The 21127-nt window shown below is 71.0% G+C and carries 18 protein-coding genes; 9 read left to right on the forward strand and 9 right to left on the reverse strand.

The genetic code is table 11. The annotated features are described in order from the left end of the window. The first annotated feature begins 14 nt into the window (after positions 1–14). Positions 15–707 carry a TetR/AcrR family transcriptional regulator gene (locus ACFYNL_RS04880; RefSeq protein WP_388796455.1) on the forward strand — a complete coding sequence of 231 codons (693 nt, stop codon included), beginning with the start codon at positions 15–17 and terminating at the stop codon, positions 705–707. A gap of 171 nt (positions 708–878) precedes the next feature. Continuing rightward, positions 879–1583, forward strand: a complete 705-nt coding sequence (locus tag ACFYNL_RS04885; RefSeq protein WP_388796458.1) for an FAD binding domain-containing protein — start codon at positions 879–881, stop codon at positions 1581–1583. Between the two features lie 81 nt (positions 1584–1664). Here the strand turns inward: ACFYNL_RS04885 and yidD are convergent, their stop codons facing one another. Continuing rightward, entirely contained in the window at positions 1665–2105 is a 441-nt protein-coding gene (gene yidD / locus ACFYNL_RS04890; RefSeq protein ID WP_388796461.1) for a membrane protein insertion efficiency factor YidD, read from the reverse strand. A 217-nt stretch (positions 2106–2322) separates the two neighbouring features. Here yidD and ACFYNL_RS04895 point away from each other — a divergent pair, with 217 nt between their 5' ends. Together ACFYNL_RS04895 and ACFYNL_RS04900 are read left to right on the forward strand one after the other, a co-directional pair. Continuing rightward, the gene (locus ACFYNL_RS04895; protein WP_388796464.1) at positions 2323–2619 is read left to right on the forward strand and encodes a GlsB/YeaQ/YmgE family stress response membrane protein; all 297 of its coding nucleotides are present in this window, start codon (positions 2323–2325) and stop codon (positions 2617–2619) included. Positions 2620–2922: 303 nt separating this feature from the next. Next, positions 2923–3342: a hypothetical protein gene (locus ACFYNL_RS04900; protein WP_388796466.1), complete on the forward strand. Its 420-nt coding sequence runs from the start codon at positions 2923–2925 to the stop codon at positions 3340–3342. Between the two features lie 23 nt (positions 3343–3365). Here the strand turns inward: ACFYNL_RS04900 and ACFYNL_RS04905 are convergent, their stop codons facing one another. From ACFYNL_RS04905 to ACFYNL_RS04920, 4 genes are all read right to left on the reverse strand, one after another. Next, positions 3366–7988 (reverse strand): trypsin-like peptidase domain-containing protein, encoded by a 4623-nt coding sequence (locus tag ACFYNL_RS04905; protein WP_388796469.1) that lies wholly within the window; start codon positions 7986–7988, stop codon positions 3366–3368. A gap of 3 nt (positions 7989–7991) precedes the next feature. After that, positions 7992–8408: a CU044_2847 family protein gene (locus ACFYNL_RS04910; protein WP_388796472.1), complete on the reverse strand. Its 417-nt coding sequence runs from the start codon at positions 8406–8408 to the stop codon at positions 7992–7994. 125 nt (positions 8409–8533) lie between these two features. Next, positions 8534–9448, reverse strand: a complete 915-nt coding sequence (locus tag ACFYNL_RS04915) for a hypothetical protein (protein WP_388796475.1) — start codon at positions 9446–9448, stop codon at positions 8534–8536. Then, entirely contained in the window at positions 9445–11097 is a 1653-nt protein-coding gene (locus tag ACFYNL_RS04920; RefSeq protein WP_388796478.1) for a serine/threonine-protein kinase, read from the reverse strand. The genes ACFYNL_RS04915 and ACFYNL_RS04920 overlap by 4 nt, the downstream gene beginning before the upstream one ends. Before the next feature lie 693 nt (positions 11098–11790). On the opposite strand from ACFYNL_RS04920, the gene ACFYNL_RS04925 reads away from it, so the two are divergent. The 4 genes from ACFYNL_RS04925 (at position 11791) to ACFYNL_RS04940 (ending at position 15979) form a co-directional block, all read left to right on the forward strand. Beyond that, positions 11791–12597, forward strand: a complete 807-nt coding sequence (locus ACFYNL_RS04925) for a calcium-binding protein (RefSeq protein WP_388796481.1) — start codon at positions 11791–11793, stop codon at positions 12595–12597. Positions 12598–12678: 81 nt separating this feature from the next. Then, positions 12679–13458 (forward strand): calcium-binding protein, encoded by a 780-nt coding sequence (locus ACFYNL_RS04930; protein ID WP_388796484.1) that lies wholly within the window; start codon positions 12679–12681, stop codon positions 13456–13458. Positions 13459–13613: 155 nt separating this feature from the next. Further along, on the forward strand, positions 13614–14180 hold the full coding sequence (locus ACFYNL_RS04935; RefSeq protein WP_388796488.1) for a PadR family transcriptional regulator: 567 nt from the start codon (positions 13614–13616) through the stop codon (positions 14178–14180). Between the two features lie 80 nt (positions 14181–14260). After that, positions 14261–15979: an acyl-CoA dehydrogenase family protein gene (locus ACFYNL_RS04940; protein WP_388796491.1), complete on the forward strand. Its 1719-nt coding sequence runs from the start codon at positions 14261–14263 to the stop codon at positions 15977–15979. A 163-nt stretch (positions 15980–16142) separates the two neighbouring features. Here ACFYNL_RS04940 and ACFYNL_RS04945 read toward each other — a convergent pair whose 3' ends face one another. The 3 genes from ACFYNL_RS04945 to ACFYNL_RS04955 all read right to left on the reverse strand — a co-directional run bounded on the left by ACFYNL_RS04945 (position 16143) and on the right by ACFYNL_RS04955 (position 19392). Then, entirely contained in the window at positions 16143–17114 is a 972-nt protein-coding gene (locus ACFYNL_RS04945; RefSeq protein ID WP_388796494.1) for an L-threonylcarbamoyladenylate synthase, read from the reverse strand. Between the two features lie 114 nt (positions 17115–17228). Next, complete coding sequence (locus ACFYNL_RS04950; protein ID WP_388796497.1) at positions 17229–17858, reverse strand: GyrI-like domain-containing protein; 630 nt, start codon at positions 17856–17858, stop codon at positions 17229–17231. Between the two features lie 376 nt (positions 17859–18234). Next, positions 18235–19392: an FAD-dependent monooxygenase gene (locus ACFYNL_RS04955; protein WP_388796500.1), complete on the reverse strand. Its 1158-nt coding sequence runs from the start codon at positions 19390–19392 to the stop codon at positions 18235–18237. Between the two features lie 89 nt (positions 19393–19481). On the opposite strand from ACFYNL_RS04955, the gene ACFYNL_RS04960 reads away from it, so the two are divergent. Then, a complete protein-coding gene (locus ACFYNL_RS04960; protein WP_388796503.1) occupies positions 19482–20039 on the forward strand; it encodes a TetR/AcrR family transcriptional regulator in 558 nt (185 codons plus the stop codon). 120 nt (positions 20040–20159) lie between these two features. Here ACFYNL_RS04960 and ACFYNL_RS04965 read toward each other — a convergent pair whose 3' ends face one another. After that, positions 20160–20894: an alpha/beta fold hydrolase gene (locus ACFYNL_RS04965; protein ID WP_388796506.1), complete on the reverse strand. Its 735-nt coding sequence runs from the start codon at positions 20892–20894 to the stop codon at positions 20160–20162. Positions 20895–21127: the final 233 nt, after the last annotated feature.

Below are 21127 nucleotides of genomic sequence, written 5' to 3' on the forward strand. Positions count from 1 at the left end.
GTACAGTCACCGCGATGGACAGCACCGCGCCCGAGGAGACCGACGACGAGCAGGCACCCCCCGTGGCGCCCCTCTCACTCCTTCGCGAGCCGCCCGCGACGCAGCGCGGAGCACGGACGCGGGCCGCTTTGGTGAAAGCGGCCCGCAAGGTCTTCGAACGGGACGGCTACCTGGACGCCCGCCTGACCGACATCACGAAAGAGGCCCGGTGTGCGGCGGGCTCGTTCTACACCTACTTCACCAACAAGGAAGAGGTACTCGCCGCCGTCCTCCTGGAGGCGCAGGAGGACATGATGCACCCCGGCATGGCCCGGGTGGAGGACGCCGACGACCCGTATGCGGTGCTTGAGGCCGGCAACCGCGCGTATCTCCAGGCCTACCGGCGCAACGCCAAGCTGATGGCGCTGCTGGAGCAGGTCGCGCAGGTGGAACCGGAGTTCCGCAGGTTCCGGAGCCGACGCGCCGACGCGTTCGTCCGCCGCAACGCCCGCGGCATCGCCGATCTGCAGGCGCGGGGTGTCGCGGACCGCGAGGTCGATCCGATGTTGGCCTCCCGTGCGCTGTCGGGCATGGTCAGCGTCATGGCGTACAACGCCTTCGTACTCGGCGAACCGCTGGGAGAAGGCACGCCGGTGGACTTCGAGGAACTGGTGTCGACGGTGACCCGGCTCTGGGCGAACGCCCTGCGGTTCCCCGGCTGCTGCTGACGGGCGGAGCCACGCTGGCTCCGGCGGCATGTGCTGACTCGCCACCCGGGTCCCGTGCTCGTGTGAGCCCTTCATGCGCCCCCCGTCGGAACGATTGTCTTACTGCGAGGCGGGTGGCTGAAAACCACCATGTGCTGCCCGTCCGGCTCTTGAGGAAGGCAGGGTGTCACTGTGCTGTTGCGTCTCCCCACATCCGTGTCCGATGCGCAGGAGTGTCTGGCCGAGGGGGCTGTGCCCATCGGCGGGGCGACCCTGCTGTGGGCCACCTGGCAGCGGGAGGGCTTCCCGGCCCTGGCCATGTCACTGCGTGAGCTGCCCGAGGCCAACGTCCTCGAACGCGGCGCCGTGGGCGGCGCCGTGGTGCTGCATCAGATGGACGAGCGCATGCCGGACGCCCTGCGCCTGGCCGCCGCCCAGGTGGGCACCGGGGCCGTACGACGCAGCGCCACCGTCGGCGGCAACCTCGTCGGCAGTGCCCTTCGCTGTCTGCTCCCCGCTGCCCTCGTCCTGGACGCACGCGCCACGGTCCTGGAACCCGAAGGCGTCCGCGAGACGGATCTGTCCGAGGTGGTGGCCAAGCGTGCGCTCCTGCTCAGCCTCCACTGGCCCGAGCCGATCGCCAGCACGTTCACCAAACTGCCTGCCGAGCCGTCCGGACCGCCGCCCCTCGTGGTCGCTTCGGCGGTCCACGCCGCCGGCGACGGGCTGCGTACCTTCCGGGTCGCCGTCCGCGACGGCTATGAAGTACTGAGCGCGACGGCCACGGGCACCGACTCCGCCGATACTGTCCCCGCACTGCGGGGGACGGCCCTGGGCGATCTGCCGCCCGCGGCCTGGGACGTGATCGGCTCGCAAGCCGCCGCCCTCCTGCCCTGAGAGCCTGCGCCTCGCCCGGACCGCGCCGCTCCGGGCGAGGCGCAGCCGCAGGAGACGATCCGGCAGTCGGGGTCGGGGTGGTCAGCCGCGACCAGGTGGCACCGGATCGCGAAAGTTCCGGCGCACAGCCGCCCCCGGCCGGCACCGCAGCAGGCGCCCCAGGATCAGTCGGCCGCCGCGCAGGGCGCCGTGGCGGTGGAGCGCCTGCACCGCGTAGGTGGAGCAGCTCGGAATGTACGGGCAGCACGCCGGCCGGGTCGGGCTGACCGTGACGCGGTAGTGCCGTACGGACCGGTACATCGCGGCGGCCACCCTCCCGCCCGGTGGGGGCGCGGCGGGGTCCGGGCCGTGGCCGCCGGTCACGAGCGAGGGGCGCAGGACCGCCAGCAGCATGGCGGCCTGCGCCCCCACACCACCGCAGCAGCAGGGATGCGCCAACGTGTCGAGCGTGGCCGCGCAGCAGCCCTCCCCCTCCTCGCCGTCCGCGTTCTTCCTCCGGCCGCGCCCGCTGCTTCCCGCCACTGTCCGCCCTCCCCGTCGCACCACGGAAAGATCATACGGAGGAACGGAGCGGGCCCGGCCGCGCGTTGAGGCCCGCGAACAGCGACGGACGGGGCGCCGGTCCGACAGGCCGCGCCCTCACCGACGGGCTTCGGAGGAGCCGCCGGCTCCACCGCGCAGTTTGGCGACCCCTTATGTGGAAACACGTCCGGCGAACCGAAAGCAAGGGAGACTTGTCATGGGCATCATTGCGTGGATAGTCATCGGTCTGCTCGCCGGGGCAATTGCCAAGGCGCTCATGCCGGGCAGGGACCCGGGCGGAATCATTGTCACCATGCTCATCGGCATCGCCGGAGGTCTGCTCGGAGGCTTCCTCGGCAAGGTGATCTTCGGCGTCGACTCGATCGACGGCTTCTTCGATCTGTCCACCTGGATCGCGGCGATCGTCGGATCCGTCATTCTCCTCGCGCTGTACCGGGTCTTCACCAACCGCGGGCACGGGCGCGGCCACCGGCGGGGCCACGCTCACGCCTGACCCCGCGCTCCCGGCCGACAGGCCCCACCTTCGGGTGGGGCCTTCGTGCGGTGCGGGACGGGTGGTGTCGCTCCGCGCCCGGTGTCCGTCAGTGAGGTGCCATGTCCACCGGCGGTGTGCCGCGGCGGTCCTCTCGGAGGAATTCCGGTGCGGTCGCGTGCGAACCGGCCGCGCGCTGGTCAGTAAGCAGACGAAAGGAACGCCATCGACTCGGAACCGGGCGTACGGGGCGGTGCCAGAAGGCGCCTCGAACGAACCGGGTGAAAGGCAGTCACCGTGACCACACAGCGGGAAACCCGTCGGGTGAGCGACGCAGTCTTCCAGGCCGTCTACGACTCGCCGGCCGCGCTGCCCGGCCGCCACCGCTGGACCACCAGGACGGAGGACGTACGCAAGGTCGAGGAACTCCTCGGCATGGAGTCCGGGACCATCGGGGCTCCGCTCTGGGTGAGCGGCGACTCGCGCGCGTGCGGATCATGCGGCCGCGAACCGAGCTGGCTGGACATCGTGTCCTCGGCGCTGACCCGGACGCACGACCCGGCCATGATCGCGGAAGTGATCCTGGGCGACCAGAAGTACGTGAACACCGAGGCGCCCGAGGCCATCGCCGGGCTGACGTGCCACGGCTGCGGCAGCGCGATCACGGATCTGCGCAGCTTCAAGTGCCACAACTGGGCCTACGCCTTCGAGGATCTCCAGGTCGTGCTGGAGCGGATCCGCTGACCCGACGCCCCGGGGCGCCGGGCTCAGGGACACAGTCCGGAGATCTCCGACGGGTCGAGGAACTGCTCGAGGTCCGACGCGTCGAAGGCGTCGAAGACGACCACCTCGTCCTGCGCGTCGTCCGGCCGGGAGATCGACCGGTCCAGACGCAGCACCCGGCACACCCGCCGCAACGCCCGCTCGGGAACCGCGGACTCCACGTCGACCAGCCGGACACTCCTGCCGGACGACATCGCGAGCAGGGCCCCGTCCGGACTGAACGCCACCTTCGCGTCGCCCTCCTCGGGGAAGGCGCGCATACCTTTCAACGCGGCCACCTGCTTCCTGGCCCGGGTGTCCCACAGCCGAACGGTGCCGTGGGCGTCGGAGGAGGCGAGGAGCGTGCCGTCCGGGCTGAATGCCAGACCCTGGATGCTCACGCGGGTGTCCGGCACACGCCGCCACAACTCCTCTCCCGTGTCGGCGCTGCGCACCACGACCGAGCCGTCGGCCCCCGCACTGGCCAGCGTCCGCCCGTCCGGGCCGAAGACCAGGGCCCTGCCCTCCAACTGGTCGGCGTCGCGCATCGCACGCAGCGTGCCGTCCCCCGTGTCCCAGAGCCGCAGCTGATCGCTGATGTCGTATGTGCTCACCGTGCGGGAATCCGGGCTGACGGCGAACGCGGCCACGTGCTCACCGGAGCCTCGCAGGGTGTGCAGTGCCCGGCCGGTCGCGGTGTCCCAGAGACGTACGGTCCCGTCCCAGCCACTCGACACGAGGATCCTGCCGTCCGGGCCGAACTCCACATGGACCACGGCACCCCGGTGCCCGCGCAGCACGGCGCGCTCGGGTTCGATGACGCCCGCGTCGGGATGCGGGCCGAACCAGAGCCGTACCGTGCCGTCCTCTCCCGCCGTTGCGACGCTCTCGCCGTCCGGGGTGACGGCCAGGTCGTTGACGGCGTCCTCGTGCCCCGTGAGGACGCCCTTCCAACTGCCGTCCGTGCGGTCCCAGTAGGTGACGTCGGTACCGTCGGTCACGGTGATGACGGTGTCCTTCACCGAGCTCACGATCGCGTCGTCGGGGTAGCTCCCGCTCTCCTCACCGTCCCAGCGCCGTACCGGCACACCGGTCCGGGTGTCCCACAGCAAGGTGCGACGGTCGTCGGCCGTGGTGACGAGGTCCTTTCCGTCCTGGCTGAATTCCATCGACCGGATGGGCCAGCTGTGCCCGTCGAGCTGGGGAAGGGGCCGCACACGGCCCGTCGCCCAGATCCTGACCCGGCCGTCGCGGTCGGCCGTGGCCAGCAGGGTGCTGTCCGGGCTGAAGGCCAGCAGTTCCTGCGCGGCGGCGGAGCCTCGCAGCACCATCCGGTCCGCGTGCTTCGTCGCCTCGTACAGCCGTGTCGTGCCGTCGTCCCCCGCCGTGGCGAGCAGGTTGCCGTCGGGGCTGTAGGACACCGCGTTGACGGTGTGGGCATGGGCTGACAGGTACGTGTTCAGTACGCCCGTGTCCGCATGGTTGACGAAGGTGAACCCGTCGTCGGACGCGGTGGCGAGCCGCTTGCCGGGACGGTCGAAGGCCAGAGCGTTGACGGCGCCCGTGTGTTCCCGCACCGTCGCCGTCAACCGGCCGTTGCCCACCTCCCAGACGCGGGCGGTGTGTTCTCGGCCGCCGACTGTGGCCACCCGCTTGCCGTCCCGGCTGAAGGCAATGGCGGTGACCTCGCTCCCGTGCCCGGGCAGCGTCGCCTTGTGGCGTCCGGTGCGGGTGTCCCACAGACGTACCGTCCCGTCATCGCTGCCGGTTGCGACGGTGCGGCCGTCCGAGCTGTAGGCGACGAGGCCGACAGGCTCGCGATGGCCGCGCAGGCGGAACCGGGCCTTGCCGGAGGCCGGGTCGAGCAGGAGGACGTCGCCCTGGACGGTGCTGACGGTCGTGGAGCGCCAGTCCGGGCTGACCGCGGCGGAGCCGGGGGCTTGCGGCTCGCCCCTGAAGGTACGCAGCACCCGGCTGGTGGCGGTGTCCCACAGGCGTTTGACTCCGTTCGCGTCGCCCGTCATCAGCCGCACACCGTCACGCGCGGGAACGACCGAGACGACCGCCGGCTCCGTCTCCCCTTTCCCTGCCCGGGGCGCGAGCGTGGCGATGCGGCGTGCCGCCGAGGGGTGCCAGAGCTGGGTTCGGCCGTCCTCCAGTCCGAGCGCGAGGACTTCGGTGTTGGGCGCGAACGCCATCGCGGTGACCGGGGAGACACCGGACTCGGTCCGCAGAACCCGCAACAGGGGCCGGTCGGACGCCTGGTAGAGGCTGTCCGCGGCCTCCTGCGTGGGACTGCGCCGGTAGGCGGCGACGGCGAGGACAGCGGCGAGCTCGGGATCCGTGGCCGCGAGCGCGAACGACGCAGACGCCAACTGACGTGCCTGCGCGACATTTTGGGCCTCTTGCGTCCGGGTGCGCTGCCACTGGGCCAGACCCGCTGCGGTGAGGACGAGTACGAGCAGGAAGGCCAGGGTGACGTTCAGACGCCGTGCACGGCGCACGGCACGGCGCGCGTGCCGTTCACTCGCCGCGACGAACTCGCCCATCTCGAAGGGCAACCGGCGCTGTCGCCGCCAGACGCGGCCGTCCTCCAGTGCCGTGCCGGAGAGCAGGTCCCGGGCATCGCCGTGGGGCTCCCAGCGGGCGTACTGGCGGCGCGCGGTGTCCAGCCACGCGGTGAACCGCCGGTCGCGCTCCACCCATCTGCCCAGGTTGTCCCAAGCGGGGACGAGTGCGTCGTGGACGAGTTCGGCCATCGGCTCCCCGGGCCCGTCGGGCTCGCCGGCCCGGTTCCCGGCGGCGGCCCCGCCGCTGACCAGCGGGCTGCCGGTGAGCACCTTGAGCACCGTGTCGAAGTCGGCGTCGTCCTGGGCGTCGGGTGCCTGCGGAGCACGTGATCGGGACCTCCTCGTCAGGAACCCGACGGATCGGCCCCACGCCGCACGCACGCCCCGAGCCCGCTCCGGCGCGGGAGCCGCCTCCAGCGACAGCGCCCGCAACTCGGCGTAGGTGCGCCGACGCCGGGTCGCCGGGGTCTTCCGCTCGACGTCGGCGGGCTCGACCAGGGCTGCCAGGAATCGCTGGGCCGCCAGATGCAGCCGGGGGTCCAGACGGGCGAACAGCGCCTCCTCCGCACGCACCAGGATCCTGGTGACCTCGCCCGCGCTGTGGTAGGCGTCGTGGGTCAGCACACCGCCGGTCCTGTTCTCCCAGAGCTGTCGCAGGGTGAGCTGGAGCAAGGGCAGCAGGGTCACGGGGAAACGGTCGGCGTGGCCCGGGTCCTGCCCGCCGGAATCCGGGGAGAGCCGGGGCAACTGGTCGATGATCCGGCCCCGCAGACCCTCCTGAAGGCTGTGGTTGGCCTTCCTGGCGGGCTCTTCGATGATCTCCGCGATCTCGTCCCGTGTCAGCGCCGCCGGCACGTTGACCACGTGCAGATCCGGGGCGTCCAGGAAGTCCGGCACGGCGGACGCGAGCCGGGAGTAGAAGTCGTCGCGCATGACGAGCAGCAGGGTCAGGCCCGGATGGTGCGTGCGCAGGCAAGCGGTGAGCTGCCGCAGCGCCCTGCCGGCGGCGGGCGTGCCTGCCACGAGCAGTTCCTCAAGGGGGTCCACGACGAGCAGCAGCCGGTCGTGACGCGGATCGTCCCGCAACGCCTGCGCCACCGCTCCGGCGAGTCCGCTCTCCTCGACGCCCGTGACACCGTCCGCCGCCAGTGGACCGTCGAGGCCGTCGGTCGGGCGTACGCACACCTGCCGCTGCCGCTCCCGCTTCGCCACCTCGGGCAGCACTCCCGCGTGTACCAGCGACGTCTTGCCCGCACCCGAGGGCCCGAGCAGGAGCAGCGCGCCTCGTCCCGCGCACATGTCGAGCGCGTGCACCAGACGTTCCACCGCGGCGGAACGCCCGTGGAAGTAAAGATCGTCCTGCGTCGAGTACGGCTCCAGGCCCGGGTAGGGCCGGTCCTCGGCGAGGGCGAGTTCGGGGCAGGCGCGGCGCAGCGCCTCACTGGTCGTGGCGTACGCGATGTGCTGCCCCCGGGCCATGCGGTCGGGTACGACGAGCCTGGTCACCATGCCGATGACGCGTCCCGTTCGGTCGTCGGCGACGGGCCCTCCACTGAAGCCCTTCGTGATGTCGTTGGCGTGGGTCAGCTGCAGGAAGTCGTCCGCTTCGCCGTCCTGTTCGCCGTTCTGGGAGAGCCGCGGCAGGAAGTGCGCGGCGACCGCACCGCCGAAGTGGCCGCCTGGCCCGGCCTGCGCCGGATAGCCGTACGCGTGCACCGGGCCGCCGAGGGAATCCGCGGCGGCTCCGAGCGTGACCGGAGTGATCACCGTCGTGTCGACGGGACGATCCAGTTCGACCACGGCGACGTCCTGCGCGTCCTCGCCCTGCCAGCCTTCGGCGCGCACTCGGCCGGTCCGTACCGAGTCGTGGCCCTGTCCTGCGTGCGGGAAGTCCAGACGCACCGCGTCGCCAGGCCCGGCCCCGGCGGCCACCGCCACATGGGCGCAGGTCAGCACAAGGGTGTCGGTCACCAGCACCCCTGCTCCGGCCACGGCCCCGCCGACCTTCAACAGCCGTGCCGCGCTCGTCTGCAGGGAGGAGCCGTGCGACGGTGACACGGCTCAGCCCGTCCGGGGCACGCCACCTGAAGCGGGCGGCAGGTCCGGCTCAGTGCCTGACTGCTCGTCCCCGTCCTGCGTGACCGGATCGGGCTCCGCGTCGGATCTGCGCCACACCAGCCGCACGGCGAGGTTCGACCTGACGGCCGTGTTGGTGATGACGACGCCCGCCGACGTGGACAGATCCACTCCGAACTGGACCTCGACCTCGTGCGGCCGGGCCGCCCGCAGCTGGTCCAGGACCGCTTGTACCGTTTCCCGTACCGGCGCCAGGGCCGACTGCAGTGTGCCCGGCATGTCCCGCACCGCATCACCGATGCGGCTCGCACCCACGGGACTTTCGTCGTGCCGAACGCCCTCCGGCGCTTCGAACAGGATGAACCCCCCACCCTCCAGCGGTACCCGCGTGAAATCGCCCATGCCCCACCCCGTCGGGTCACCGTCGCCCCGGCTCCCCTGCCTGGGACGATCGCACCCGAATTGTGCCTCAACGGACGCAGGCCCGTACGGCGGAAACCCGGATTCACATACGCCGTGGCGGGCCGTCAGCGGCAGTCGTACGTGAACCGGGTGGCGACCGTGCGGTGGGCGGGGGAGAGGATCCGCAGTTCGGCCCGCGCCGTGCGGTGACCCTCGCCGCGGAAGGTCCACAGCAGGTGCAGCCGCGCCTGCCGCTGGCCGCGGACCACTTCTTCACGCAGGACTCCGGAGGAGGTGCCGTCGCTGCGGATCCAGCGGTAGGAGAGCGTTCCCGGACGGCCGTTCGTGCGAACGACGGCGACGATGTCCGCGGTGCCCTCACATCCCAGCACCGTCGGCCGCGATGTCACAGCCACCGTGCTCACCTCGACGGACGGCCCGAGGCGCTGCCAGGCGAGGAACGCAAGGACGCAGAGCAGCACCACCGCGGGCAGCGTGTGTCTGCGCAGGTTCCGGCGCGGGCGAACCGGTTGCACCGGCAGGGTCGGGAGCGTCCGGTGGGTGCGCTGTGCGACGGCGGCGGTCACGCCCGGACCGAACCGCAACACGGTGTCCTCGCCGGGGTCGGTCGGGGGCGTCGGCCACGTCGTCGGGGCCGACGGTGCGGGGAGCGTGTCGTCCCGTTCGGGCCCCTGTATCCACTGGCTGCCCAGCACGGTGGCGCTGTACTCGGGGCCGGCGGGCTCGTGCCCGCCGCCCGCGCCGCGCCGCCCCTCGGCCGGGCCCAGGGGGAGGGTGATGGCGTGCTCGTCGGTGGAGGCGAGGACTTGAGTGGGCTCCTGCCTCTCGTCGGCGGGGGCGAGGACTTGAGTGGGCTCCTGCCTCTCGTCGGCGGGGGCGAGGACTTGAGTGGGCTCCTGCCTCTCGTCGGCGGGGGCGAGGACCTGAGTCGGCTCCTGCCTCTCGTCGGTGGAGGCGAGGACCTGAGTCGGCTCGTGGTCGTCGGCGGGCCCGGGCGCGCGGTCTTTTTGAAGGGTCATCGAATGTCACACTGCCTGGTCAGAAGCTGCTGAGAGGCACCTCCGTCGGCCGAGCCGGGGTTGGTCGTGGCCTGGACCGACCAATAGCAGCCGGTGTTCTGGAAGGTGTGGTCGACGGTGATCGAGTACTGCGTGGCTCCGCTGCGCGTGACGGTCACCGGCGCGCCGTCGGGAGTACCGAGCGGCCCCGCGACGGGGCCCGTGAACCACGAGACGGAGAGGGAGAAGGGCCCGGTACCGTCCGTGGTGACGCTGAAGGTTGCCGTCGCGGTGGTGGGACCCGTCTGCCGGAACCCCGACACCGCGACGTCCTTGACGGCGGGCGCGGCAGGCGGTGCGGGGGAGGCGGTCGTCGGCGTGGCCGTGCTCTCCGCGCCGCCGGGCGGCGTCGTCTCGGGGCCACCGGCCGAGGTGGCGGAGGTCGAGGGCGCACCGGTACCCGTGGTCACCGGGGCCGAGGGCGACTCGCCGGGCGACGACGACGGGCCGGCCGACTCGGTGGGCGTGGAGGACAGGGACGGGGAGGGCGAGGCGGTCGGCGCGGTGGTCCCGGCCGGCTCCGCGCCGGGCTGGGCACCGGTGGTGGCCAGGGCGTGCCCCGCCCGTTGCGAGGCGGTCCCCGGCGTGTTCGGGATGCCGTAGGTCAGGAGAACGCCGAGGACGACGGCGGCACCGGACACGAGCAGCCCGGGTCGGCCGGGCAGCCACGACCGGGCCGGGGCGGGATGCGGCCCTTGACTCAGGACCGTGCGTGCGGTGTCCGTGGTGGTCCGGGGGGAGCTGCGGGCCGAGGGCAGCAGCAGCGGCAGCAGTGCCACCAGCGCGGCGAGGCGACCGCGGCCGCGTTCCTCCCAGTCGGGCCCGTAGGCGGCGCCGGCGACCCTTTCCAGTTCCGCGACGAACTCCGCCTGCCCGGGCCGCTCCGCCGGATCCTTGGCCAGACCGCGGCGAACCAGCTCCCGCACCTCCTCGGGCGCCTCGTCGCTGGGGACGGGTGCCTCGATGTGCTTCAGCGCCAGCTCGGCGAGGTTGTCGCCCGCGAACGGCTTGTGGCCCGTCAGGCACTCGAAGAAGGTGGCCGTGGCCGCGTAGACGTCGGCGGCGGGGGAGGCGGGCGCGCCGGTCCACTGCTCCGGGGCCATGTAGGACGGCGTCCCCGCCACACCGGCGGTCGTGCCCGCGTCCACCGCGATCCCGAAGTCGACGAGCTTGGACCACCCGTCGGGCATGACCAGGACGTTCTCCGGCTTGTAGTCGCGGTGGACGACGCCGACACGGTGCGCGTCGACCAGTCCCAGCAGTGATCCCTTGAGGATGACGAGTGCGGATTCGGGGTCGAGCGGACCTCGACGGGTCAGCAGACCGCGCAGGGAGACACCGTCCACCAGTTCCATGACGATGGCGGCGCCGTGCGCGCTCTCGACGTACTCGTACAAGCCGGTGACGTAGGGGCTCTCCAGGCCGCCGAGCAGTCGCGCCTCCGCCCGGAAGCCGTGTACGAAGCCCGGCCGGGTGCGCAGTGAGTCGCTGAGGTACTTCACCGCGACCGGAGTACCGGTCTCCTCGTGGACGGCCAGGACGACCCGCCCGCTCGCCCCCGACCCGAGTTCGAGCGACTCGGTGTATCCGGGCACTTCCCATACGCTCATTTCGTCCCCCCGAGACCGGCTGGTGCAGTGCCGCGGTGTCGTCGGAGCCTGACGACTCCGCCGCGACCATGCCACGCGCTCAGAGACACATTTTCGGCCACTGCGGTTGCGTGACCAGACGTATCCGCGAGGCGTACTCCGACCGTGACACAGCGACCGCGGGAGAAGTGGACCCGACAGTGCGCGAGAAGAAGCCCTCCGGGCACGGCGGTCCCGAGCGGAAGTTCTCGGCGCGGGGTCCGGACACGTGCCCGGTGGGCGACCGGGGTGTGGCCGGAACGACTGCGCACCCCTGACGGAATCCATGGCACCGTTGCGCACAATCCCGCCACATGCGTTCGAACGGCGTTCGCGCAGGGTGCTGCGGTCGGAGAACGCCGAGCAGCCGAGGCGGTGCAGCGCCACCTCCGGTCCGAGGCGCCGGGGATTGGCGCTAATCACGCTTCAAGGCGGCGCGACGGCACGGCATGCTCGCAGTGCTCAGCCGCGTGCTGGGCCACTCACGGCACTTCGCTCATCGCATGCGGCCGAGCAGCTGGGCGGACCGGCGCCGCGAAGTACAGCGGATGGACGACGCGTCACCGCACCGGCACCACGACGGGCACGGACTGCCGACGTTCCCCACCGGGATCCCCGGTGCTTCACAGCTCGGAAGCGAGTCACCGAACGGTCTCCACTTCCTCAGGAGCAAGCATGGTCAGAACGACTCTGCGAGCCACCGCACTTGTGACGACGGTCTGCGGCTTCGCATTCCACCTCAGCGGCATGGCGGGTGCCGCCGGTGCCGCCACAGGCGAAGCGCCCCGGGCCGAAGCGCCCCGGGCCGAGGCCCTCGCCACCACCCTCGTCAACAAGACCGGCACCACCGTGACCGTCACCGCGGGTGTGGGTTACGGCAACACGATCTCCGTATGGCAGGTGGGTGACGGCATCAGGATCAGGGACACCGGCGACTACATCGCCGCGTCCGGCGGTTGCACCTCGGTCAGCGCCAACGAGGCCGTCTGCCCCGGCGCCGCCACGACGACGGAGCTGGTGGTCGCCGCCGGCGACCAGAACGACAGCGTCACGTCGTCCCTGAGCGGGCTCGGGGTCACCCTGCTCGGCGGTGGGGGTGACGACAGCCTCGTCGGCGGGGGAGCCAACGACACTCTCGAAGGGGAGGAAGGCGCCGACTCACTGTCCGGCGCGGGCGGGAACGACACGCTGATCGGTGGATCGGGCGCCGACAGGATCACCGGCGGCTCCGGGAACGACTCCGTCGAGGGACGTGACGGTGCGGACGTCGTCGGATCCGGTTCCGGCAACGATGTCGTCGAAGGAGGCAACGGCGCCGACCACATCGTCGCCGCGGAAGGGTCCGACCACGTCGCCGGAGGAAACGGCAGAGACACCATCGACGTGGTGGACGACATCGGTGGCAACGACTACGCCGACGGCGGCGCGGGAGCCGACAGGTGCAGCTACGACCTCGGCGACTCCGTGACGGGTTGCCCCTGACGGCCGACGAGCGTGACCGCACACCGCACACCGCATCGCACACCGCACACCCCATCCGACGGGACGACAGGGGAGTACGTGATGACGAACACCAGACGCGCGCGGGCCACGCTGTGCGTCGCTGTACTCGTTTGCCTATCGGCCGGCTCATCGGCCTGGGCCGGTGCGCACACCGCCGCAGCCGGCCGGCTCGCGGACACGACCGTCGTGTCCTTCTCGAACGACAGTGTCATCGTCACCGCGAGCACCGGCGTGGCGAACGACATCACCGTCCGGCGGCAGGGAGACCTCCTCGTGGTCTCGGACGCCGGGGACGCCGTATCGGCTGTGAGCCCGTGCCAGGTGCGATCGGAGCACTCGGCGACCTGTCCGTTGCCCGGGACCTCCGTCCACGTCACCGCTCAGGACAGCGACGACCAGATCACGGTCTCGGCGAACGTGGAGACGCCCTCGACGGTGTTCGGAGGCGACGGTGACGACCGCCTCGTCGGAGGCCCCAGGGCGGACCGGCTCTTCGGTGACGACACGGCCCTCGGCATCAGAGCCGCGACGCCGGGAAACGACACCATCAACGGCGGGCCGGGCAACGACACACTCTCGGGCCTGGGCGGAAACGACACGATCAACGGCAACGCCGGGAACGACACGCTGAACGGCAACGAGGGCAACGACACCCTGAACGGAAACATCGGCAACGACACCCTCAGGGGAGGCACCGGCAACGACAGTCACAACGGCCAGGAAGGCATCGACACCCTGGAAGCCGTCGACGGCATCGCGATGAACGACTCGCTCGACGGCGGTCTGGCCATCGACACCTGCAACCGCGACCCCGGGGACTCGGCGGTCAACTGCCCCTGAGTCCGACATCAACGGTGCCCCACGGTGCACCGGGCAGGACCGGCGTCCCCCGGGCTCTCCGGCCCGGGGGACGCCGTACGCCGCACCACGTGAGCCCCGTCTCACTCGGGCGGCACCCCTTGGCTATGCAACTAGTTGCATAGCAGGATCGAGGCATGGCGCTCGAGCACGCGATCCTCGTCTCCCTGCTGGAGAAGCCGGGCTCCGGCTACGAGCTGGCCCGGCGGTTCGAACGGTCCATCGGATACTTCTGGACCGCCACGCACCAGCAGATCTACCGGGTCCTCAAGCGCATGGAGAGCGACGGCCTGCTCGCCGTCCGATCGCTTCCGCAGCAGAGCCGGCCGGACAAGAAGGAGTACTCCGTCGTGGGCCCCGGCCGCGCAGCGCTCTCCCGATGGCTGCACGAACCGATCGAGCCCGAGAGCATCCGGCACGACCTCGCCGTGAAGATCCGCGGTGCCGCCTTCGACGATCCGTCCGCGCTGATCCACGAGGTCGAACGGCACCGACAGGTGCACAGTGACCGGCTCGCGCACTATCTCGCCGGCGAACTGCGTGACTTCACCGGCCCGACGGCCCCCACCCCGCTCGACGCCGGTCAGGAGCTGCAGCATGCCGTGCTGCGCGGTGGCATCGCGTTCGAGCGGATGACGATCGCCTGGCTCGACGACGTGCTCGCCACCCTCCGCAGGCTCGGCGCAGCACGCGCGCACACCTGAACCGCCGGCCCCACCGCCCGCGGCCTTCAGCCTCGCACCACCTCACCCTCAAACCCTCAACCCTCGGAAGGCGGACCTCCATGGCCGACCCGCTCCTGTTCAACCCGCGCACGTACGACCCGGCGCAGTTCGACCCCGAGACCCGCAGGTTGCTGCGTGCCACCGTCGACTGGTTCGAGGACCGCGGCAAGCGCAGGCTGATCGAGGACTACCGCTCCCGCGCCTGGCTGGCCGACTTCCTCGCTTTCGCCGCCAAGGAAGGACTGTTCGCCACCTTCCTCACCCCGCAGTCCGCCGCCGGACACAAGGACCAGCGCTGGGACACGGCCAGGATCGCCGCGCTCAACGAGATCTTCGGGTTCTACGGTCTCGACTACTGGTACGCGTGGCAGGTGACCATCCTCGGTCTCGGCCCGGTCTGGCAGAGCGACAACACCGCGGCCCGCAGCCGCGCGGCGGAACTCCTCGCCCAGGGTGAGGTGTTCGCTTTCGGTCTCTCCGAGAAGACCCATGGCGCCGACATCTACTCCACCGACATGCTGCTGACGCCGGACGGCAACGGCGGCTTCAGGGCGACGGGTTCCAAGTACTACATCGGCAACGGCAACGCCGCCGGCCTCGTCTCGGTCTTCGGCCGACGCACCGACGTCGAGGGCCCGGACGGCTACGTCTTCTTCGCCGCCGACAGCCGCCACCCGGCCTACCACCTCGTGAAGAACGTCGTCGACTCCTCGAAGTACGTCAGCGAGTTCCGCCTCGACGACTACCCGGTGGGCCCGGAGGACATCCTGCACACGGGCCGCGCCGCCTTCGACGCCGCCCTCAACACCGTCAACGTCGGCAAGTTCAACCTCTGCACCGCCTCGATCGGCATCTGCGAGCACGCGATGTACGAGGCGGTCACCCACGCCCACAACCGCATCCTGTACGGCCGCCCCGTCACCGCCTTCCCGCACGTGCGCCGCGAGCTGGCCGACGCGTACGTCCGCCTCGTCGGCATGAAGCTGTTCAGCGACCGCGCCGTCGACTACTTCCGCTCCGCCTCGCCGGAGGACCGCCGTTACCTGCTCTTCAACCCGATGACGAAGATGAAGGTGACCACGGAGGGCGAGAAGGTCATCGACCTCATGTGGGACGTCATCGCCGCCAAGGGCTTCGAGAAGGACACCTACTTCGCCCAGGCCGCCGTCGAGATCCGCAGCCTGCCCAAGCTGGAGGGCACGGTCCACGTCAACCTCGCGCTGATCCTCAAGTTCATGCGCAACCACCTCCTGAACCCGGCCGAGTTCCCGGCCGTGCCGACCCGCCTCGACGCGGCCGACGACACGTTCCTCTTCGAGCAGGGACCGGCCCGCGGCCTCGGCTCGGTGCGCTTCCACGACTGGCGCCCCGCCTACGACACGTACGCCGGCGTGCCGAACGTCGCCCGCTTCCGGGAGCAGGCCGACGCCCTGTGCGAGTTCGTCGCCACCGCGGCCCCCGACGAGGAGCAGAGCCGCGACCTCGATCTCCTTCTCGCCGTCGGCCAGCTGTTCGCGCTGGTCGTGCACGGCCAGCTGATCCTGGAGCAGGCCCGCCTGACGAACCTGGACGAGGACGTGCTCGACGAGCTGTTCTCCGTACTCGTCCGCGACTTCTCCGCCTACGCGGTCGAGCTGCACGGCAAGGACTCCGCCACCGCGGACCAGCAGCGCTGGGCGCTCGGTGCCGTCCGTCGCCCCGTCGTCGACGAAGCGCGTTCGGGGCGCGTCTGGGAGCGGGTGGTGGCACTGTCCGGGGCGTACGAGATGGCTCTGTGACAGCCTGCCCGCACCCAGGGGACGCGTCGACACCTGACGGTCGTCCCCCCTGGACGCGGTGACACCGCCACCGTGGCCCTCCGCGCGACCTCCCGCGCGGAGGGCCACGGTGCGCGGCACCGCCGGGGCAGCAGGCGCAGCCGCTGCCCCGGCGAGGGTCCTCTCAAGTGGACCGGGGTCCCGCGGCGCGGCGGAGTCGGTTGGCGATCGCCAGCCCCAGTCCGTCCTCCACCGGCAGCGAGGCGACGATGAGGTCGCAGCCCTGCAGGTCGAGCTCGCGCAGGTACCCGTACAGCCCGCGAGCGTAGGCGGCCGTCGACCCGGGGACCGCCACCACGGCGTTCGCCTTCACCGCAGTGCCGGCGTATGCCGGGGGAAGCAGGACACCCACCTGGTGCCCGATCTCTTGTGCCCGCTCCGCCTCGGTGACGACGTCCTCCGGCTCGACGAGAACGACCGTGGCCCGCGGCGCGTAGTGGGACGGGTGCTGGCCGGGCACCCGCACACGGCTCGTGGAGGGGACCGCAACCGGGCGCCCCAGCACCGCTTCGAGCTCCTCGCGCGTTACTCCGCCGGGCCGCAGGACGCTGGGGAACTCGCCCGTGGCGTCGACGATGGTCGACTCGACGCCGACCTGGCAGGGGCCGCCGTCCAGCACGAAGTCGACCGCGTCACCGAGCTCCGCACGGACATGGTCGGCCGTGGTGGGGCTGACCGAACCGAAGCGGTTGGCGGACGGTGCCGCGACACCGCCGCCGAAGGCCGACAGCAGCGCGAGCGCTAGGGGGTGGTCGGGCACGCGCACGGCCACGGTCTCAAGACCACCCGTCGCTGCGAGCGGCACGCGTCGCCCGCGTTTCAGCACCAGTGTCAGCGGCCCCGGCCAGAAGCGTTCCGCCAACAGCCGTGCCGTCTCGGGCACGTCCTCGACCCAGTCGCCGAGGTGCTCGGCGCCGCCGATGTGGACGATCAGCGGATGAGTGGGCGGGCGCCCCTTGACCTGGAAGACGCGTCCGACGGCGGCGGGGTCCTCGGCGTTGGCGGCCAGCCCGTACACGGTTTCGGTCGGCAGGGCCACCAGGCCCCCGGCACGCAGCACACCGGCCGCCTTTTCGATGTCACTGGTTGTTGCCATCACGTGCCCAATCCTCCCACTGATCCGCTAGCCCCACGGCCGACGGCAGACCGGTGAGCCCGACCGGCTCGGGTGCAGGCAGCCGGTGCGGGTGGCAGCAGACGCAGCCGTCCCTCAACCGGACTGCGCTTCTACGGGTTGCCGCAGAATCGTCCTGAGCTTGGCGGGGTCGGTCCGGCGTGGGTCGCTGAGGTAGATCTCATGGTGCAACCCCGCCTCCCGCAGGTTGTTGGCGGGGAGATAGTCGTGGTGCAGCCTGGTCAGGATCGGTGTCTCGTCGTCGTAGGGGCCGATGTGCAGAACCTGGGCGCTGGTGCCCTCGTGCAGCGTCTCCGAACGAACGTCCGCGGCAGCCGCAAGATTCTTCTTCTTGCCCAGGACGGTGCGCTTGGCGTCTTCGATCATCTCGCCGGGGAGCCAGTCGGGCACGTTGATGAGCAGTCTCCAATACCAGTTGTCCTTGAGCCTGGCCAGGAAGTCGCCCATGTCGTCCGCCCACCACAGTCCCTCCAGCGGGCCCACGACGAAGTCCTTGCCGAGGTCGCCTTTGCCCGCGAACTTGGCGGTGTAGGCGACCGCGTACAGCGCCTCGACCGCCTGGCGGTACGAGGCGCTGGTGTTCGGGTCGCCGTGCCCGTCGATCGCGAGGAAACGGAGCTCGGGGATGTCGACGATTTCCCAGTCGGTGTTCTTGGGCGCGTAGCACTGCTTGAACCGGCGCTTGACGTCGTACTTGGTGGTCATACCGAGGAACCTTCCTGCGCGGAACTGTCAAAGGGGAAGCTGTCCTGCTCCGCCCTCGGCACCGGGCGGCGGAACCTCTCGCCCGGCAGCGCCGTCGCGGCACCGTCCGACTCGCGCCACCTCCCGACGCGCCGACCGATCATCTCGCCCCTCTCGGATTCCGGTGCGGGATACATGAACCAGGCTGTGGAACGCAGGTGTGAGTGCATCTCGTCATCCTCGCGGTGATCACCGTTCCACGTCCGCCGTACCGGAGATCAGGTCAGTGCCGCGGATTTGTCTCCCCTCGTCCGGGCTGGGTCAGTGGGCCGAAGGTCATTGCGAAGCGGTGCTCGAACAGTGTCATTGACGGGCTGCGGGGTGGTTGCCGGAGTGGTCAGCCCAGGATCGGAGGTGTCCAGTCGGCATGTCGCACAAGGGCGCGGACGGTCATGCGGGAGGGGGCCAGCCGCAGAGCGGTGTTCCGTAGGGCGATGGGCAGCGGGTGCGTCAGTTGTTGACCCATCCGGCCGGCTCGGCGGGCGGCGCGAGCGACGGCCTGGCTGCGCGGGCGGCGCTCCATGTCGTAACGGGCCAGCGCCGATTCGATGGTGGTCTCGGTGGTGAGCGCGGCGGCCAGCGCGGCCGCGTCCTCCAGGGCCTGGCAGGCACCCTGACCGAGGTTCGGGGTCATGGCGTGGGCCGCGTCACCGAGCAGGGCGATCCGGCCTGCGGTGAAGGCGGGCAGAGGCGTCGCCAGCTCGTACATGTCGTGGTGCAGGACCGCCTCGGGCCGGGTGGCGTCCAACAGCGTGGGGATCGGATCGTGCCACTCCCCGAACAGGTCGCGCATCGTGCCGAGGGCGTCCGGATACCGCACACCGGGCGGCGAGTTGAGGACCGCGTGCCACTCGGCCCTGCCGTCGGCGAAGGCGATGTGGCCGAACTCGGCGCCCCTTCCCCAGGTCAGCGCGAAGTCGGTGTCCAACTGCACCGGACGCTCGGTGATGGCACGCAGCACGGTCGACCCGCTGTAGGCCGGGCCGGGGTGCTCGGGAAACAGCTGGGCGCGCAACCGGCTGCCCACTCCGTCGGCGGCCACGACCAGATCCGCTTCCAGGACGTCGTCTTGCAGCGGTATGCGCACCCGGCTGGGATCGGAGCGGTCGGCGGAGGCCACCTCGGCCCCGACCACCAGACATTCGGACGGCAGCGCCGCACGCAGCAAGCGGTGCAGCACGGCCCGGGGGACACCGACGATCGGCGTGCCCAGCTCGCGCTCGAGAGCGGTCCCGTCCATCCGGGCCAGCCAGCCGCCACCGGGGACACGGGTGCCCCCGGTGTACTGGGGCCGCGCGGCCTCGCGCACCGCCTGACCGACGCCGAGGGCGTCCAGGGCCCGGATGCCGTTGGAGTGCAGGGAGATGCCCGCGCCCATGTCGGCCAGTACGGGGGCGCGTTCGATCACTGTCACCTCCCAGCCGATCAGGCGCAGACCGATCGCCGCAGCCAATCCGCCGATACCTCCGCCCACCACCACGGCGCTGCCGCCCATACCGGTTCTCCTTCGTCCGCCCCGCCGAGATCCTTCTACGGATGTAGAAGAAGAGTACTCCGCTCTCTCTACAGATGTAGAAAGGGGAGATGCCCACAGACCGACGCACTGTCCTCGCCGATGCGGCCATCGACGTTCTTGCCGGGGCCGGAATGCGAGGACTGACTCATCGCGCAGTGGACCGTGCAGCACACATGCCGGCCGGGACCACGTCCGCCTACTACCGCACCCGCCACGCATTGCTCACCGCACTGGTCAGTCGCCTGGTCGCCCTCGACCAGGAGGAACTCCAGGCGATCGGAGAACGGACGCCGGTGCCGCGCGACGCGGAGGAACTGGTGGCCCAGATCGCCGCCTTCGCCGAGCAACGCCTCACCGGGGACGCGCGGCGACGCTCCCTCGCGCGCTATGCGTGCGTCATCGAGAGCGTGCACCAGTCGGAGCTACGGGAGATCCTGACCCCCCGTCAGAACGCGGGACGCCAGGTCGTGCACGACTTCCTGGCCGCACAGGGCGTCGCTGATGCCGAGGAGCGTACGGTCACGCTGCTGACCTGTGTGGACGGACTGATTTTCGACCGTCTGGTCGGGGGTGGAGTCGTGTCGGAACAGGAGATCCGCGGGCTTGTGCTGGCGGCGCTCCGATAGCCCGCATCGGCTGACGCCGGGCGGGCCCGGCTCACCGGGGTCGGCCACGGCCACGGAGCGGGCACAGGGGAGCGCAATCTGCGCCGCCGGCGCCGCCGGGCGGTCTCGGTGCCGGCGCGATCAGTCGACGCCGGACAGGAGTTGGCGGGCGAAGCGGCGGACGGCATCGGTGAAGGCCTCCGGGGCGTCGAAGTTCGCGAGATGTCCCGCTCTCGGGATCAGCTCTGTCCGAGCCCGGGGGTGCGCGCGGGCGAAGTCCGCCTCGCCGGCCCGGAAGACGGTGTCCTTCTCGCCGTTGAGTATCAGTACCGGAGCTTTCACACAACGCATCGCGTCCGCGTCGAAGCGTCCCAGTACCTCGTCCCAGGCTGCGGGCAGAGTATGGAAGGCGTAGCCCGAACGGATCGTCGCCTCCACCACTTCCGGCTCGTAGAGCCGCCGTAGCAGCCAGTCGTTCCACTGGGTCAGCCGATGTGCCGGAATGCGAGGGATCAGCCTGGCGATCGATCGATAGGGCGCAGCCCACAGGCCGCGGGTGGATGCGCTGGCTCCGGCGAGGATCAGTCCGCGCAGTCTCTCCGGATGATGTCGCGCGAACTCCAGGGAGGCGTATCCGCCGAGCGAGTGTCCGACAACCAGCGCCGGCCCGCGGTCGAGCGAGTCCACCGCGGAAGCGATGATCTCGGTCGCCCGGCTCAGGCTCCAGGGATGAGCCGAGCGCTTCCCGTGGCCGGGCAAGTCGACGGCGGCTACCGGAAATTCGTCCCGGAGTGCAGCGAGCTGCACGCTCCACTGTCCCGCACTGAAGCGCGTCCCATGAACGAAGACGATGGGCACTGCATCCGCTGCCGTCATCGGATTCCCCCAGGTTCTGATGTGCGGCCGACTCTACCGGCGCGCTCTCACCCGTGATCGAGGGAGCTGGTGGAAGGGGCTCAAGCGGCCGACCACGACGCTCGGTCAGCGGAGTTCATCGGTGAACCGCCATGGCAGTCGTGAACGGGCCCGCGGGCCCTTCCGCACGCTGTCGAAGCGCTTCACCTACGGGATCAAGTCGGGAAGATTTCGCCGGCGAACCAGAGGGGTGA

The organism is Streptomyces sp. NPDC007808 (assembly GCF_042868655.1).
GTDB lineage: Bacteria > Actinomycetota > Actinomycetes > Streptomycetales > Streptomycetaceae > Streptomyces.